This is a genomic window from Agromyces ramosus, from assembly GCF_004216665.1.
Lineage (GTDB): Bacteria > Actinomycetota > Actinomycetes > Actinomycetales > Microbacteriaceae > Agromyces > Agromyces ramosus.
Map to the genome: position 1 here is coordinate 909,315 of NZ_SGWY01000001.1, position 17,062 is coordinate 926,376.

The 17,062-nt window shown below is 69.8% G+C and carries 14 protein-coding genes and 1 pseudogene; 1 reads left to right on the top strand and 14 read right to left on the bottom strand.

Annotated elements, in window-relative coordinates:
* Nucleotides 1-63 precede the first annotated feature (63 nt).
* Nucleotides 64-453, top strand: a complete 390-nt coding sequence (locus EV187_RS04280; protein WP_130351747.1) for a VOC family protein — start codon at nt 64-66, stop codon at nt 451-453.
* 44 nt (nt 454-497) lie between these two features.
* Here the strand turns inward: EV187_RS04280 and EV187_RS04285 are convergent, their stop codons facing one another.
* From EV187_RS04285 to EV187_RS04345, 14 genes and pseudogenes are all read right to left on the bottom strand, one after another.
* Complete coding sequence (locus EV187_RS04285; RefSeq protein ID WP_207221730.1) at nt 498-1,556, bottom strand: LacI family DNA-binding transcriptional regulator; 1,059 nt, start codon at nt 1,554-1,556, stop codon at nt 498-500.
* Between the two features lie 11 nt (nt 1,557-1,567).
* Nucleotides 1,568-3,091: an L-arabinose isomerase gene (araA, locus tag EV187_RS04290; protein ID WP_130351748.1), complete on the bottom strand. Its 1,524-nt coding sequence runs from the start codon at nt 3,089-3,091 to the stop codon at nt 1,568-1,570.
* 46 nt (nt 3,092-3,137) lie between these two features.
* Entirely contained in the window at nt 3,138-4,754 is a 1,617-nt protein-coding gene (locus EV187_RS04295) for a xylulokinase (RefSeq protein WP_130351749.1), read from the bottom strand.
* Nucleotides 4,751-5,428 (bottom strand): L-ribulose-5-phosphate 4-epimerase, encoded by a 678-nt coding sequence (locus tag EV187_RS04300; protein WP_423190866.1) that lies wholly within the window; start codon nt 5,426-5,428, stop codon nt 4,751-4,753. Before EV187_RS04300 ends, EV187_RS04295 begins: the two co-directional genes overlap by 4 nt.
* 35 nt (nt 5,429-5,463) lie before the next feature.
* Nucleotides 5,464-5,610, bottom strand: coding sequence for a hypothetical protein (locus tag EV187_RS18305; protein WP_165391104.1), 147 nt, complete (start codon nt 5,608-5,610; stop codon nt 5,464-5,466).
* 257 nt (nt 5,611-5,867) lie between these two features.
* Nucleotides 5,868-7,109, bottom strand: a complete 1,242-nt coding sequence (gene mmsB, locus EV187_RS04305) for a multiple monosaccharide ABC transporter permease (protein ID WP_130351751.1) — start codon at nt 7,107-7,109, stop codon at nt 5,868-5,870.
* Between the two features lie 30 nt (nt 7,110-7,139).
* Nucleotides 7,140-8,669: a multiple monosaccharide ABC transporter ATP-binding protein gene (gene mmsA / locus EV187_RS04310; RefSeq protein ID WP_130351752.1), complete on the bottom strand. Its 1,530-nt coding sequence runs from the start codon at nt 8,667-8,669 to the stop codon at nt 7,140-7,142.
* A gap of 140 nt (nt 8,670-8,809) precedes the next feature.
* The gene (gene chvE / locus EV187_RS04315; protein ID WP_207221766.1) at nt 8,810-9,886 is read right to left on the bottom strand and encodes a multiple monosaccharide ABC transporter substrate-binding protein; all 1,077 of its coding nucleotides are present in this window, start codon (nt 9,884-9,886) and stop codon (nt 8,810-8,812) included.
* Nucleotides 9,887-10,200: 314 nt separating this feature from the next.
* Nucleotides 10,201-10,905, bottom strand: a pseudogene (locus EV187_RS04320) (L-ribulose-5-phosphate 4-epimerase); the annotation flags it as partial.
* Between the two features lie 249 nt (nt 10,906-11,154).
* Nucleotides 11,155-12,174 carry a LacI family DNA-binding transcriptional regulator gene (locus EV187_RS04325; RefSeq protein ID WP_130351754.1) on the bottom strand — a complete coding sequence of 340 codons (1,020 nt, stop codon included), beginning with the start codon at nt 12,172-12,174 and terminating at the stop codon, nt 11,155-11,157.
* A gap of 108 nt (nt 12,175-12,282) precedes the next feature.
* Complete coding sequence (locus EV187_RS04330) at nt 12,283-13,746, bottom strand: MFS transporter (RefSeq protein WP_242609425.1); 1,464 nt, start codon at nt 13,744-13,746, stop codon at nt 12,283-12,285.
* A gap of 28 nt (nt 13,747-13,774) precedes the next feature.
* Nucleotides 13,775-14,605, bottom strand: coding sequence for an aldo/keto reductase (locus EV187_RS04335; RefSeq protein ID WP_130351755.1), 831 nt, complete (start codon nt 14,603-14,605; stop codon nt 13,775-13,777).
* Between the two features lie 63 nt (nt 14,606-14,668).
* Nucleotides 14,669-15,616 (bottom strand): cyclase family protein, encoded by a 948-nt coding sequence (locus EV187_RS04340; protein WP_130351756.1) that lies wholly within the window; start codon nt 15,614-15,616, stop codon nt 14,669-14,671.
* A complete protein-coding gene (locus EV187_RS04345; RefSeq protein ID WP_242609426.1) occupies nt 15,613-17,031 on the bottom strand; it encodes an APC family permease in 1,419 nt (472 codons plus the stop codon). The genes EV187_RS04340 and EV187_RS04345 overlap by 4 nt, the downstream gene beginning before the upstream one ends.
* Nucleotides 17,032-17,062: the final 31 nt, after the last annotated feature.

Consider the following 17,062-nt stretch of genomic DNA (forward strand, 5'->3'; position numbering starts at 1 on the left):
AGCCTCGGAGGAGGACGATTCGATGGGACGGATCGTGCCGAACACCCTACGAGGAGCGAACCCATGGACTGGAAGATCGAACTCATCCACGTGCCCGTCAGCGACGTCGACCGCGCGAAGGACTTCTACGTGAACAAGCTCGGCTTCAACGCCGACCACGATCGCACCGTGTACGAGGGGCTGCGCTTCGTGCAGCTGACCCCGCCCGGTTCAGCGTGCTCGATCGCCATCGGCGAGGGCCTCGGCGCCACGCTCGAGCCCGGCACGCTCGACGTGATCCAGGTGGTGATCCCCGACGCCGACGCGGCGCTGGCCGAGCTCCGCGCCAAGGGCGTGGAGGCGGACGGCGTCGACGAGCAGGAGTGGGGCCGCTTCGTCACGCTGAAGGATCCCGACGGCAACCGCTGGACCCTGCAGGAACTGCCCGACTACTCGGCGCAGGCTGCCGAGTGAGCTGACGAGCGGATGCCGCGGCGGATACGGCGGCGACCCGCGCCTCAGCGCGTCGGCGCCGCCGTGCTGCCCCGCACGACGAGCTCGGGCACGCGCGACGTGCGGTCGGGGGCATCCGGCTCATCGCGTAGCACGTCGAGCACCGTGGCCATGATGTCGCGGCCGAGCGACTCGAAGTCCTGCCGCACCGTCGTGAGGGCGGGCGTGAAGTAGGCCGCCTCGGGGATGTCGTCGAAGCCGATGACGCTGAGGTCGTCGGGCACGCGCACGCCAGCGTCGTGGCAGGCGTGCAGGAGCCCGAGCGACATCTGGTCGTTCGCGACGAACACCGCGGTCGCCGTGCCCTCCGCGAGCACCTCGCGTCCGGCCGCATCACCGGATGCCGCGAGCCAGTCGCCGACGATCGGGGCATGCACCTCGAGCCCGTGCGTCCGCATGGCATCCGCCCAGCCCCGGTGGCGCTCGGAGGCATCCATCGAGTCGACCGGACCCGCGACGTGGCGGATCTCGCGGTGCCCCAGCCCGACGAGGTGCTCGGTCGCGATCCTGGCCCCCCCGTACTGGTCCATCGACACCCGGTGCAGGCCCGGCGTCGGCTCCGACGCGACCACGATGAGCGGCACGCCCGCGTCGATGCCCGTGAGCACGCCCACGCCCTCGCGCTCGCCCGAGATGAGCACGATCGCCTCGACGCGCTGCAGCGCGAGCCGGTGCACGGCCTGCCGCAGCACCTCGCCGTCGAGCGAGCGCATGCTCGCCTGCGTCACGGTGTAGCCGGCCTCGTGCGCCGCCTCGTTGAAGCCGAGCGCCGCGTTCGAGGGGCCGTAGTCGGGTCGCCCCGCCTGGATCAGCCCGATCGATCCCGAGCGCCGCTTCGCCATGGCGCGGGCGGCGGGCGACGGGGTGTACGAGAGCTCGGCGATGGCCTGCTCCACGCGCAGCCGGGTCGATGCCGCGACGCCCGTGAGGTCGTTGAGCACGCGCGACACCGTCTGGTGCGAGACGCCCGCCCGACGGGCGACGTCGAACATCGTCGGCACCCCGGATGCCGCCGCCGGCTCGACCGGCTCGACCGGCAGGTCCGGGGCATCCGTGTCGCTCACGCCGTCCTCGCTCAGAACCCCTGCGCCAGCCGGTAGTACGCCTGGTTCCAGCGCACCTCGTGCTGGAAGCCGGGCAGGGTCGTCTGCTCGTCGATCACCAGCAGCTCGACGTTCGCCATCTCGGCGAAGTCGCGGAACACGTCGACGCCGACTGCGGTCGACATCACGGTGTGGTGCGCGGCACCCGCGGTGAGCCAGGCGGCGGCACTCGTCCGGAAGTCGGGCGCCGGCTTCCAGACGGCCCGGCCGACGGGGAGCTTGGGCAGCGGATGCCGCAGCTCGACGTTCTCGACGACGTTCGCCGTGAGGCGGAACCGGTCGCGCATGTCGCTCATCGCGACCACGACGGCTGGGCCGGGATCGGCCGTGAACACGAGGCGCACCGGGTCCTCCTTGCCGCCGATGCCGAGCGGGTGGATCTCGAGGGTCGGCTTCGTCGTGGTGAGCGACGGCGAGACCTCGAGCATGTGCGCGCCGAGGATGAGCTCGTCGCCGGGCGTGAGGTCGTACGTGTAGTCCTCCATGAGGGAGGCGCCGCCGGGAAGCCCGGCGCCCATGACGTTGGCGATGCGCACGAGCACGGCGGTCTTCCAGTCGCCCTCGGCGCCGAAGCCGTAGCCCTCCGCCATGAGGCGCTGCACCGCGAGGCCCGGCAGCTGCTTCAGGGCGCCGAGGTCCTCGAACGACGTGGTGAAGGCGCCGAAGCCGCCCTCCTCGAGGAACGAGCGCAGGCCGAGCTCGATCGCAGCGCCGTCGCGCAGCGACTGGTGCCGGTCGCCGCCCGTGCGCAGCTCGGGCACGACCTCGTAGAGCTCCTCGTACTCGGCGACGAGCGCGTCGACGTCGGACTCGGCTGCCGCGGCGACCGCGTCGGCGAGCTCGTTGACGCCCCACGTGTTGACCTGCACGCCGAAGCGCAGCTCGGCCTCCGTCTTGTCGCCCTCGGTGACCGCGACGTAGCGCATGTTGTCGCCGAAGCGGGCGAGCTTCATGCTGCGGGATGCCGCGAGTCCGGCCGCGGCGCGCTGCCACGTGCCGAACTCCGCCTGCACGCGCGGGTCGGACGCGTGGCCGACGATCGTCTTGCGAGGCACGCCGAGGCGGGTCTGGATATAGCCGAACTCGCGGTCACCGTGCGCGGCCTGGTTGAGGTTCATGAAGTCGAAGTCGATCTCGCCCCACGGCAGTTCGACATTCGCCTGCGTGTGCAGGTGCGCGAGCGGCTTCTGCAGCGCGTCGAGGCCCGCGATCCACATCTTGGCGGGGCTGAACGTGTGCATCCACGCGACGAGGCCGATCACGTGGTCGGCCGCGTTGGCCTCGAGGGCGGTGCGGCGGATCGCCTCGGAGTCGGTGAGCACCGGCTTCCACACGACCTTCACGGGCACGCCGGATGCCGCGTCGAGCGTCTCGGCGACCTGTCGCGACTGGTCGGCCACCTGCTCGAGCGTCTCGGGACCGTAGAGGTGCTGGCTCCCGGTCAGGAACCAGACCTCGTACCCGTCGAGCGAGGTGGTGAGGGGCGTGCGGGTCATGTGTGTCTCCCTGGTGCGATGTTCGGTGAATCGGAGGCGCGCTGGGTCACAGCGCTTCGACGGCGGCGGCCTCGGCGGACAGGCCCGCGCGATAGCGGTCGAGGAATGCGGCGAACCCGGCGACGTCCTCGGGGTCGGGGTCGACGGTGTCGAACGCGGCATCCGCGAACACGCGCTCGCTCAGGTACGTGCCGAGGTCGAGCTCACCGGCGGCGGAGAGGTACGACGCGAGCACCGCGATCCCCCACGCGCCACCCTCCGACGCGGTCTCGCCGACCGCGACCGGGGCGTCGAGGGCGCCGGCCAGCAGGCGCTGGGCGACGCCGGCGGTGCGGAAGATGCCACCGTGGGCGAACATCCGGTCGAGTTCGACGCCCTCGCCGGCGAGCACCCGCATGCCGAGCGCCAGGGTGCCGTACACGCCGTACAACTGCGCGCGCATGAGGTTCGCGAGCGTGAGCCGGCTGTCAGGGGTGCGGACCACCATCGGCCGGCCCTCGGCGAGGCCGGCGATCGGCTCCCCCGCCAGGTGGTTGTAGGCCAGCAGGCCGCCGGCATCCGCTTCGCCCTCGAGCGCCTCGCGGAAGAGCACCTCGAACACGGCGTCGGCCTCGACGGGCCGGCCGGTGGCGGCGGCGAACTGCGCGAACACGCCGACCCACGCCGCCAATTCGCTCGCGCCGTTGTTGCAGTGCACCATCGCCACGGGGTCGCCCGCCGGCGTGGTGACGAGGTCGAGCTCGTGGTGGGCGTGCCCGAGCGGCCGCTCCAGCACCACCATTGCGAAGATGCTCGTGCCCGCGCTGACGTTGCCGGTGCGCGGCGCGACCGAGCACGTCGCGACCATGCCAGTGCCGGCGTCGCCCTCGGGCGGGCACAGCGCGGCGCCGGGCCGGAGCGCGCCCGAGGGGTCGAGGAGGGCGGCGCCCTCGGCGGTCAGCTCGCCGGCCCGTCGCCCTGCCGAGAGCACCTCGGGCAGCAGCTCGGCGACGTGCAGTCCGGGCGCACGGTCTGCGACAAGGCCGTCGAACACCTCGATCAGCCGTGCGTCGTAGTCGCCCGTCGAGGAGTCGATCGGGAACATCCCCGAGGCGTCGCCCACGCCGATCGCCTTGCGTCCCGTGAGCCGCCAGTGCACGTAGCCGGCGAGCGTGGTGACGAAGGCGATCCGCGCGACGTGGGGCTCCTCGTCGAGGATCGCCTGGTGCAGGTGGGCGATCGACCATCGCAGCGGGATGTTGAGGCCGAACTGCTCGCTCAGCTCGGCGGCGGCGACCCCGGTCGACGTGTTGCGCCACGTCCGGAAGGGCACGAGCAGCTCGTCGTCCGCGTCGAAGGCGAGGTAGCCGTGCATCATCGCGGACACCCCGATCGCGCCGAAGGTCTCCGGCTCCGCGTCGTAGCGCCGCCGCACGTCGGCGACGAGATCGGCGTACGCCGCCCGGAGTCCCGACCAGACGTCCTCCAGCGAATAGGTCCAGACGCGGTCGACGAAGCGGTTCTCCCACTCGTGGCTGCCGACGGCGAGCACCTCGGTCGGATCCTCGCCGACCAGGCAGGCCTTGATGCGGGTCGACCCGAGTTCGATGCCGAGCGACGTGCGTCCCTCGAGGATCGCCGTTCGCGCATCGGCCCGGGCCTGCGGGTTCGTGGACTCGCTCATCGGCGTGCATCTCCGCTCTGTCCGTAGACGTTCTGGTATCGGTCGTAGAGGCGATCGATGGCGTCCTGCGGGATCGGCACCAACGGGCCGGCCTCACGAGCCAGGTGCACCGTCCGGGCGACATCCTCGACCATCACCGCCGCCTTCACCGCGTCCTTCGCGCTCGACCCGATCGTGAACGGACCATGATTGCGCATCAGCACCGCACGACTGCGGTGCCCCGACAACGTCTCCACGATCCCCCGCCCGATCGAATCGTCACCGATGATCGCGAACGGACCCACCGGGATCGGCCCACCGAACTCATCCGCCATCGCCGTGATCACGCACGGGATCTCCTCACCCCGCGCCGCCCACGCCGTCGCGAACGTCGAATGCGTATGCACCACACCGCCCACCTCCGGCATGTTCCGATACACGTACGCATGCGCCGCGGTATCACTCGACGGGCTCCGATCAGCACCCGGCGTGCCCTCGATCACCACCCCGTCCAGGTCGCACAGGATCATGTTCTCCGGCGCCAACTCGTCATACGAGACCCCCGACGGCTTGATCACGAACAAGTCCGCCCCCGGCACCCGACCCGAGACGTTCCCACCCGTCCACACCACCAGCCCATACCGCGTCAACTCCGCATGCAGCTTCGCCACATCCGCACGCACCCGCGCGATCATCGCCTCGGCGTCGGGCGCGAACCGCACCGCGCCGCTCATGCCCGCACCCGATCGAAGGCCCCGAACCAGCGGTCCATCCGCTCGGCGACCTCGGCCCCGTCCTCGGGCGACGACATGCCCCTGACGAAGTCGGCGAACTCGTCGAGCTCGCTGCCGATCGCAACCTGCACCTGGTCGGGCACGCGGACTCCTTCGTCGTGGGGCGGTTCGTTAGCGCTAACGGAACACGATGTTAGCGCTAACGACGCAGGGGATCAAGCGACGGTCGACGGTGTCCGGTGCATGGCGGAACGCGACTGCAGACGCGCATCCGCTGCGCACGCAAGGGCGGATGCCGCCGCAGCCGGCGTGCGCGACGAAGGTGCGGCTGCCGGCGAATCCGCCGCGCACGACGAAGGGGGCGGATGCCGCGGCATCCGCCCCCTCCTGAGACCACGTGTCAGTTGCCGGAGCGACGCCGGTTGTACACGTCGAAGGCGACCGCGAGCAGCAGCACCAGGCCCTTGACGACCTGCTGCCACTCGATGCCGATGCCGAGGATCGACATGCCGTTGTTCAGCACGCCGATGATCAGGCCACCGATGATGGCGCCGCCGATCGTGCCGACGCCGCCCTGCACCGCCGCGCCGCCGATGAACGCCGCCGAGATCGCCTCGAGCTCGAAGCCGTCACCGGCCTTCGGCCCGGCGAGGTTCAGTCGCGCCGTGAAGATGAGGCCGGCGAGCGCCGCGAGGGTGCCCATGTTGACGAACAGCCAGAAGTCGACCCGGCGGGTCTTGATGCCCGACAGCTCCGCGGCGTGGCGGTTGCCGCCGATCGCGTAGATGTGCCGGCCGAAGACCGTGCGGTTCATCACGATGCCGTACACCAGCACGAGCACCGCGAGGAGGATCAGCGTGATCGGGATGCCCTTGTACCCGGCGAGCGAGTAGGCGAAGAAGCCGATCGCCGCAGAGACGAGCACGAGCTTCGTGATGAACCACGCCATGGGCTCGACGTCCTGGCCGTACTTCTGGCGTCCGCGACGGGTGCGCACCTGCTGCACGATGATGGCGATGATCGCCAGCGCGCCGACGCCGAGCGTGAGGGGATCGAGCTCGAACTCGCCGAACACGTCCGTGAGGAAGCCGTTGCCCAGTGCGCGGTACTCAGCCGGGAACGAGCCGATGTTCGCGTTGCCGAGCACGACCAGGGCGAGCCCTCGGAAGATGAGCATGCCCGCCAAGGTCACGATGAAGGCTGGAATGCCGACGAAGGCGATCCAGAAGCCCTGCCACACGCCCACGAGCGCGCCGATGCCGAGCGAGAGGATGACCGAGAGCCACCAGGGCAGGCCCCATTGCACGGCGAACACGCCGGAACAGGCGCCGACGAAGGCTGCGACGGAACCGACCGACAGGTCGATGTGGCCGGCGATGATGACCATCACCATGCCGATCGCGAGCACGAGGATGTACCCGTTCTGCACGACGAGGTTCGAGATGTTCTGCGGGCGAAGCAGGATGCCGTTGGTGAGGATCGAGAAGAGCACGACCACCGCGACGAGCGCGATGAAGATGCCGTTCTTGCCGAGGTCGGCGAGCACGTGGCTCAGCCGGTCGGTGAACTTGTTCTCGACGGGGTTGACGTTGCCGCCGGGGAGCTGGGTTTCCTCGGATGTGGTGGGGGTCGGATTCGACATGGTGTCTCCTGGTGTATCCGCCAGCGCCGGCTAGCGGGGCTTTTCCATGGTCATGAGCTTGAGCATCGCCTCGGGGGTGGCCTCCTCGACGGGGAGCTCACCCGTGATGCGACCCTCCGAGAGCGCATAGACGCGATCGCAGATGCCGAGGAGCTCGGGCAGCTCCGACGAGATCACGATGATGCCCTTCCCGGCGGCGGCCAGGCGGTTGATGATCGTGTAGATCTCGTACTTCGCGCCGACGTCGATGCCGCGCGTCGGCTCGTCGAGGATCAGCACGTCGGGATCGGAGTAGATCCACTTCGACAGCACTACCTTCTGCTGGTTGCCGCCCGAGAGCTTGCCGGTCTTCACCAGGACGCTCGGCGCCTTGATGTTCATCGACTTGCGGTACTCGTTCGCGACCGCGTACTCCTCGTTGTCGTGCACGAGGCCGTACTTCTCGAGCTTCTTCAGCGATGCCATCGAGATGTTGCGCTTGATGTCCTCGATGAGGTTGAGCCCGTACGTCTTGCGGTCCTCGGTGGCGTAGGCGATGCCCTGGTCGATCGCCTCGGCGACCGTGCGGGTCTTGATCTCCTTGCCGCGGAGGAACACCTTGCCGGTGATCTTCGATCCGTAGCTCTGGCCGAACAGGCTCATGGCGAACTCGGTGCGCCCGGCGCCCATCAGGCCCGCGATGCCGACGATCTCTCCGGCGCGCACGTGGAGGTTCACGTTGTCGACCATCACGCGCGACGTGTCCTGCGGATGGTGCGCGGTCCAGTCCTCGACGCGCAGCAGCTCCTCGCCGATGTGCGGCGTGTGGTCGGGGTAACGGTGCTCGAGGTCGCGGCCGACCATGTCCTTGATGATGCGGTCTTCCGTGACATCCTGCTTGGCGATCGTCTCGATCGTCTTGCCGTCGCGGATGACCGTGACCGAGTCGGCGACCTTCTTGATCTCGTTCAGCTTGTGGCTGATGATGATCGACGTGATGCCCTGCCCCTTCAGGTGCAGGATCAGGTCGAGCAGGTGATCCGAGTCCTCGTCGTTGAGCGCGGCGGTGGGCTCGTCGAGGATGAGGAGCTTGACCTCCTTCGAGAGCGCCTTCGCGATCTCGACGAGCTGCTGCTTGCCGACGCCGATGTCCATGATCTTCGTCGTGGGGTTCTCGCGCAGGCCGACGCGGGCGAGGAGCTTCGACGCCTCGAAGTTCGTCTTGTTCCAGTCGATCAGGCCGCCGCGGCCCTTCAGCTCGTTGTTGAGGAAGATGTTCTCGGCGATCGACAGGTAGGGACTCAGCGCGAGCTCCTGGTGGATGATGACGATGCCCTTGGCCTCGCTGTCCGTGAGGTCCCTGAACTCCACCGTCTCGTTCTCGAAGACGATGTCGCCGTCGTAGGTGCCGTGCGGGTACACACCCGACAGCACCTTCATGAGGGTCGACTTGCCGGCGCCGTTCTCGCCGCAGATGGCGTGCACCTCGCCGCGCTCGACCCCGATGGTGACGTTCGACAGGGCCTTCACGCCGGGGAACGTCTTGGTGATGCCGCGCATCTCGAGAATGTTGGTGGTCATCCTTGCTCCTGCTTCATTGCCGGGTGGGGCCGGCCGGATGACGGATGCCTCCGCGGTCGGGACCTGAGGCGAGAGTACTCCCGCTCGGGCCCCGACACGCGGGGTTGACCGCCATCCGGCCGGCGTTTCACCGGTGGTGACTAGCCGTTGATTTCCTCTTCGGTCCAGTAGCCGCTGTCGACGAGGATCTCCGTGATGTTGTCCTTGACGACGATGGCCGACTCGAGGAGGTAGGACGGCACGACCTTCACGCCGTTGTCGTAGTCCTCGGTGTTGTTCACCTCGGGCTCCTCGCCGTTCAGAATGGCCGAGGCCATGTCGACCGCCACGGTCGCGAGCTCACGCGTGTCCTTGAAGATGGTCGCGTACTGCTCGCCCGAGTTGATCGCCTTGACCGAGTCGAGCTCGGCGTCCTGGCCGGAGATGATCGGCCAGCCCTCGCCCACGGAGTAGCCCGCGTCGGTGAGCGCCGAGATGATGCCGCGCGACAGGCCGTCGTAGGGCGACAGCACCGCGTTGACCGTCGAGCCGTCGGAGTACGTCGAGGTCAGGATGTTCTCCATGCGCTCCTGCGCGACCTCGCCGTCCCAACGGAGGATGGCGGCCTGCTCGAAGTCGGTCTGGCCCGACTTCACCACGAGGGTGCCCTCGTCGATGTACGGCTGGAGCGTGTCGATCGCGCCGTTCCAGAAGAACGTGGCGTTGTTGTCGTCGGGCGAACCGGCGAACAGCTCGATGTTGAACGGACCGGCGGGGGCGTCCGCGGCGGGCGCGCCCTCGAGGTCGGTCAGGCCGAGGCCGTTCAGGAGCGAGGTCGCCTGCTGCACGCCGACGATGTAGTTGTCGAACGACGCGTAGTAGTCGACGTTCTCCGAGTCGCGGATGAGGCGGTCGTAGGCGATGACCGGGATGTCCGCGTCAGCGGCGTCCTGGAGCACCTGCGACAGCGTCGTGCCGTCGATCGAGGCGATGATGAGCGCCTCGGCGCCCTTGGTGATCATGTTCTCGATCTGCGAGACCTGGGTGGGGATGTCGTCCTCCGCGTACTGGAGGTCGACGGTGAAGCCCTGCTCCTCGAGCTGCTCCTTGACGGCGTCGCCGTCCTGGATCCAGCGCTCCGAGCTCTTCGTGGGCATCGCGACGCCGATGAGGCCGCCGTCGCCGCCGCCCTCGCCACCGCCACCGCTGCCGCCCGAGCACGCGGCAAGCGCGAGCATGGAACCGGCCGCGAGCGTGGCGAGAAGCACCTTCTTCGTGTTCTTCACGGTGTGTCCTTTCACTGTGTCCGTCATGGACGTCGTTGTCTTGGTGACAGTCGGAGTCGGCCGCGTCCATGCCAGCCGTCTCCCCTCGCGCGGGGCCCGTGGGGGCGGGGTGCGCAAGTCTTCGGTGACCGAGCGATGGTTCATCGTCGGTCGGCGACCTTCCGGCGGGCGTCGGGCGCCTGCCCTGGGGTCTTCGGGGAGGCGCCGTCGGGCGCCTTTCCCGTGGTCTTGGGGCGGCGACCGGCGGGCTTGCCCGCGGTGCCGCTTCGGCGGGCGTCGCTCGCCTGTCCGTAGACGTTCTGGTATCGGTCGTAGAGGCGGTCGATGGCGTCCTGCGGGATCGGCACCAACGGGCCGGCCTCACGAGCCAGGTGCACCGTCCGGGCGACATCCTCGACCATCACCGCCGCCTTCACCGCGTCCTTCGCGCTCGACCCGATCGTGAACGGACCATGATTGCGCATCAGCACCGCACGACTGCGGTGCCCCGACAACGTCTCCACGATCCCCCGCCCGATCGAATCGTCACCGATGATCGCGAACGGACCCACCGGGATCGGCCCACCGAACTCATCCGCCATCGCCGTGATCACGCACGGGATCTCCTCACCCCGCGCCGCCCACGCCGTCGCGAACGTCGAATGCGTATGCACCACACCGCCCACCTCCGGCATGTTCCGATACACGTACGCATGCGCCGCGGTATCACTCGACGGGCTCCGATCAGCACCCGGCGTGCCCTCGATCACCACCCCGTCCAGGTCGCACAGGATCATGTTCTCCGGCGCCAACTCGTCATACGAGACCCCCGACGGCTTGATCACGAACAAGTCCGCCCCCGGCACCCGACCCGAGACGTTCCCACCCGTCCACACCACCAGCCCATACCGCGTCAACTCCGCATGCAGCTTCGCCACATCCGCACGAACCCGCGCGATCGCCACCTCGACCTGCGGTCCGTAGGTGCTCACGCGGTCACCGCCTCGGCGACGTTCCCGGCCCGGCCGCTCGCGCACATCAGATCGTGCGTCGCTTGGGCGGCGGTGTTCGGCACTGGGAGACTCCTTCGTCGAGGCGGGAGGTGCTCCACGATCTCGGTCTCTCAATGTGACCGTTCACATGGCGAGTCTCATGTTAGCCACATTCGCGATCGGACTGTCAACTCATCGAGGTCACGGAACGATAACGCCGACTGCGCACGGCTCGTGGACCGCGACGTCTCAGAACGCCGGTCGCCCGGTCGAGTCGCGAACGATCAGTTCGGGCACGATGGTGCCGCCCTGGTCGTCGGGCCAGTCCTCGATGTCGCCCAGCAGCAGCGCGACGCATCGGCGTCCGAGTTCCGCGAAGTCCTGGCGCACCGTCGTGAGCGGCGGCCAGAAGTGCGCCGCCTCGGGGATGTCGTCGAACCCGATGATCGAGACGTCCCGCGGGATCTCGAGGCCGGCGTCGCGCACCGCGTGCATGAGGCCGAGGGCCATCTGGTCGTTCGACGCGAAGATGGCCGTGAAGTCGCGCACGGTCAGTAGCTCACGACCCGCCCAGTAGCCGAAGTCGGCCGTCCAGTCGCCGAGGATCGGGGCGGTCGTGGGCACGTCCTGGGCGCTCATCTCCTCGAGGAACCCGCGCATGCGCGCCTCGGCCTCGATCCAGTCCTGCGGCCCGGCGAGGTGGTAGATGCTGCGATGGCCGAGGCCGATCAGGTGCCGGGTCGCCATGCGCGCCCCGGCGATCTGGTCGACCGACAGCGCGTGGTCGGGGTCGCGCCCGGTGGACTGCAGGCTGACGTACGGCACGTCGATGGAGAGCTGTGCGAGGGTGTCGAACACGCGCACCTGCGGGGCGATGACGACGAGGCCCTCGATGCCCTGCGCGGCGAGATGGGCGAGCCCGTCGGCGATCGACCGCGCGTCCACCGACTCGATGTTCGCCGTGCTGACCCAGTAGCCCGACGCCCGGGCGGCCTCCTCGATGGCCGCGATGCTCGAGGCGGGACCGTACTGCGTGCTCGACGCCGAGAGGATGCCGATGGTGCGGGAACGACTCGTCACGAGCGCCCGCGCGGCCCGGTTGGGCTTGTACTGGAGCCGCTCCATGACGTCGAGCACGCGCTGCTTCGTCTCGGGCCGGATGCTCGGATGGTTGTTCAGCACCCGTGAGACGGTCTGGTGCGAGACGCCCGCCAACCGTGCGACATCGCGGATGCTGGGGGCCTTGGCCCGCTGGAGTTCCTCTGGCACGTCGTCCTCGATCGGGCTCTCGGCATGTGCACGGTCACATTCGCCGGCACCCCATTATGCACACGCCCGCGCAGGAATGTGACTGTCACAGATGTGACAGTCACAGGGTCAGCGAGCCGGGGATGTCGCCGCAGGCGGTGTGACGCGGTTCGCGAGCAGCAGGGCGATGACGGCGATGGCGAAGGTGACCGCGAAGTCGGCCGTGAACATGTCCGCCCCGGCCGCGCTCGACACCAGGGCCGTGATCGCGAGGGCGATCGCGGCGCCGAACGACTCCGAGATCGTGAGCGCCGCGCTGTTGAAGCCCTGCGCCGACACCGGGGAGAGGGCGAGCACCGACACCGAGAAGCGGGGGTACATGAAGCCCATCGCGGCACCGGCGAGGGTCCACGCCACGAATGCGATGGCCGGTGCCAGGGTGAACGCCGCCACCACCAGCACCACCGCGAGCGAGACAGTGAGCGTCGCCGCCCCGATCACGACGGCCTGCGTATCGGACACGCGATCGGTGAGGCGGCCCTGCAGCCAGGACGCCGCCGCCCACGAGAGGCCGGCGCCGGTGAGCACGGCGCCGGCGAGGCTCGGCGAGAACTCGTAGCGTTCGATGAAGAGGTAGGGCAGGTAGATCTCGCTGCCGAAGAACGCGCCCGCCACGATGAGCTTGAGCATCACCGTGGCCGGCATGCCGCGCGCCACGCGCAGCGTTCCCGGCGGCATGAGCGGCCGCGCGGCCACGGCGGCCACCGCGATGGCCGCGATCGCCACGATCCATCGCCACGGGTCGCCGAGCTCCTTCGACAGCGAGACGGCCAGGGCGGCCGCCGCCGCGAGCACCGACCATCCCACCCGGCTCACGCTCCAGGCGACCGACGGATCGCCCTGCACCTGGTCGCGGACCCGCATGATCGGCGGCAGCATCATCGCCGCCGCCGGCACGAGGAGGCCGATGACACCCAGGAACACCCAGTGCCAGCTGAACGCCTCGGCCACGACGCCGGCGAGCGCGGGGCCGACGATCGACGGGATGACCCACGCGGCGGCGAACCCGGCGAACACCCGGGCGCGCAGGTGCTCGGGGTAGATGCGACCGACGATCACGTACAGCGGCACGATCACCGCCGCTCCCGAGAGCCCGTGCACGAACCGGCCGACGATGAACACCTCCATGTTCAGGGCCGTTCCGGCGATGACGAGCCCGATCACGAAGAGCACCGCCGACGTGACGAGCGACGGCAGCGGGCCGGATCGGTCGGTCCAGTTGCCGGCGACGACCATGCCGATGATGCCCGCCGCGAGCGGCACGGCGAACGCCAGCGCGAACATCGCCTCGCCGTCGAGGTCGCGTGCCACGAGCGGCATGATCGTCGTGACCGCCATCGCCTCGAACGCGGCGAGGAAGATGATCGAGTACATGCCGACCGAGAGCCAGCGATACGGCTTCGAGAAGGTGCCGCGTGCTGCCGCACCCGGCGCGGCGTGAGCGGATGCCGCTGCAGACGCGGCGGCCTCGGCGGCGGGAACGACCGACTGCTCCGACGTCTCGGTGTTCGGATGCCTCGTCGAGTCGCTCACTCGATCGAGCCTATCCCCGGCCGCGAGCTCAGAACTCCTCGTGGGTTTCGGGGTCGGCACCCCAGAGGCGTCCCCGCGAGAGCGCCGAGATCGCCTCGACCTCCTCGGGCGCGAGGGTGAACGAGAACACGTCGAGGTTCTCACGGCGGCGCGCGGCATCCGCCGACTTCGGGATCGGCACCGCCTCGAGCTCGACGTGCCAGCGCAGCACCACCTGGGCGGGGGTGACGCCCTTCTCGGCGGCCAGCGCGGTGATGACGCCCTCCTGCAGCAGCTCGGTGCGCTTCGCGAGCGGGCTCCAGCACTCGGTGCGGATGTCGTGCTCGTCGTGGTAGGCGCGCAGCTCCTCCTGCGGGAAGTACGGATGCAGCTCCACCTGGTTCACGGCGGGCACGACATGGGTCTCGCGCTCGAGGCGGTCGAGCATGTCGGCGGTGAAGTTCGAGACCCCGATCGAGCGCACGAGCCCCTTCTCGCGCAGCCGGATCATCGCCCGCCACGTGTCGACGTACTTGTCGATGCGCGGGAGCGGCCAGTGGATGAGGTAGAGGTCGACCCAGTCGAGGTCGAGGCGGCGGCGCGACTCCTCGAAGCTCGCGAGCGTCTCGTCGAACCCGTGATGGCGGCCCGGCAGCTTCGTCGTGATCATGAGGTCGCTGCGGTCGACGTCGGTGCGTCGCACGGCTTCGCCGACCACGTCCTCGTTGCCGTAGTTGTACGCGGTGTCGAGCAGCCGGTACCCGTCGGCGATGCCCGACACGATCGACTCGATCCCCGCCTGGTCGTTGAGCCCGTAGGTGCCGAGCCCGATCGCCGGGATCCAGTTGCCGTCGCGGAGCGAGTACGCGGGTGCGATCATTCCCCCATCCTCACCCACGGCGACGACGGATGCCACTGCACGGCGCCGCGCGGCGCGACGGGTTCAGCGGACTGGCAGCTCGGCGAACGCCCGCACCGGGAACGTGCCGAAGCCCTCCACCCTCGGCGGGACCGCGGTGAACGTCGCGCCCCGCACCGGCACCCGCTCGAGCGCGGTGAGGTGCTCGACCACGTGCACGCCGGCCGCGAGCAGGATGGAGTGCGCCGGACGCTCGCCGCCCGACTCGGTGTCGTCGATGTTGAGCGCGTCGATGCCCACGATGGCGACCCCGGCGTCGACGAGGTGCCGAGCGCCCGTCTCCGTGAGGAACGGCGAGCCGTGCGCGTACTCGGGCGTGCCGAAGTGTCGGCTCCAGCCGGTGTGCAGCAGCACGGCCGTGCCTGCGAGGTCGCGGTCGAGGAACACCTCGGCCGGGATGCCGCGGCTCGCGGCATCCGTCAGCCGGAAGACCTCGGCGGGCACGCCGACGAGCGTGGCCAGGTCGAGGCTCGCCAGGTCGCCGCCCTCCGCGTAGCGGTGGTACGGGCTGTCGAGGTACGTGCCCGTGTTGCCGGCCATCGTGATGAGGTCGATCGCGAACTCGGTGCCGGGCGCGTAGTGCTCGCGCGACGCCTCCCGTGTGAGGTGCGGCGTGATCGTCGGTGCCGGGATGCCCGGGTAGGTCACGAGCCCCGCGCGGATGGGGTGGCTGAGGTCGACGAGCTCGCCGCGCGCACCCGCCGACGTGCCGAGCCCGGCGGATGCCGCCGCGGCATCCGTCGACGCATCGCCGACGCCGCGCGACCCGCGGTGCGCCTCCTCGACGATCTCGAGGTTCGAGAGGGCGACGCGACCCACGAGCGCGAGGCCGAGGTGCCGCACGAGCAGCTCGCCGACCTGCGCCTCGGTGACGTCGGCCGACGGCAGGTCGAGGCGGAAGCCCTCGGCCCGCAGCCCTCCCCCGTTGACGAAGTCGATCTCGGCGTCGAAGTGGGCGCGGTACTCGGTCAACGGGTCTCCTGTACGCGGGTCTCGGAGGCGGTGCGGAGGTCGGACGCCATCGAGGCGGCGACGAGTTCCGACGGTGCGGCTTCGCGCGCAGCCGGCGACGCCGCGGGCTGCTGCGAGCGCCGCCGCAGTCGGCGCACCACGGTGACGACCACGGCCGCCACGGCGAGCACCAGCGGCACGATGAGGTTCGCCCACGCCAGCACGAGCAGCCCGACGGTCATGACGGTGGCGACGACCGCCAGCCACCAGCCGAACGACCAGCGGCGGAGCAGCAGGGTGGCAGCGACCATGCCCGCGGCGTAGATCGCGACCATGTTGCTGGTGTGGATGAGGATGAAGGCCGAGAGGTTCATGCCGTTCAGGAGCATCAGCACGAAGTACACGGCGACGAGCGCGGCGGTGAGCATGAGCGCACGACGCGGCACCTCGCCGGCGGCGGCGCCCTTCGCGAAGTACCGCGGCAGGTCGCCGTCGCGACCGAGCGCGGCACCCAGCTTCGCGAATGCCGGCAGGTAGGCGTTCATCACGCCGAGGCACACGATCGCCGTGACGATCGCCACCAGCGTCGACCCGATGCCCGGCGCGGTCGTGTCGACGAGGTCGAGGAGGGGCACGACGCCCGCGCCGGCCTGGTCGCCGAGCACGCCCACCGTCACCACCTGGAGGGCGAGATAGCCCGCACCGACCACCACGATCGCGATGGCGGTGGCGAGCGGGATGATGCGGCGGGGGTTCCTGAACTCGCCGGCGATGTGCGTTCCGACCTCCCACCCCGCGAAGGCCCAGACGAAGAGGCTGATCGCGACGCCGACGCCGCCCCATCCGTTGGGGAGGAACGGCTGGAAGTTCGACGACTCGACCGCCGGGAAGGTGACGGCGACCACGCCGACCACCGTGGCGATGAGCAGGCCGGTGAGCACGAACTGCGCCCAGCCGGCGACGCGCACGCCGAACCAGTTCGCGACGAACGGCGGCACGAAGATCGCCAACGCGATGATCGGCACGGCGGCCCGGTCGACGCCGAGCACGGCCACGACGTACTCGCCGCCGAGCACCGCGAGCACGGGTGCGCCGATGCAGACGCCGAAGAAGAACCAGTACCCCGTCATGCGCGCGGCCGTGTCGCCGAGCGTGCGACGCACGTAACTCGCCACGCCGCCCGGGTCGGGGTAGCGCGACGCGAGCGCGGCGAACGTGCCCGCGAGGGGAATGGAGAGGACGAGCACCGCGGCCACGGCCACGATGGACGCCGGCCCCGCTGCGGCGGCCGCCAGCCCGGGGAGCACGAGGATACCGGTGCCCAGTACGCTCGCGATGTAGAGGGCGGTGCCCTGGACGAGGCCGAGGGAGCCGCCGCGGTGCGGCTGCGTGCCGGCGTCGTCGCCCGCCGCGGTGCCGGTCTGATTCGAAGTCACCCGCTCATTCTGGAGCATCCCACCGACGCCC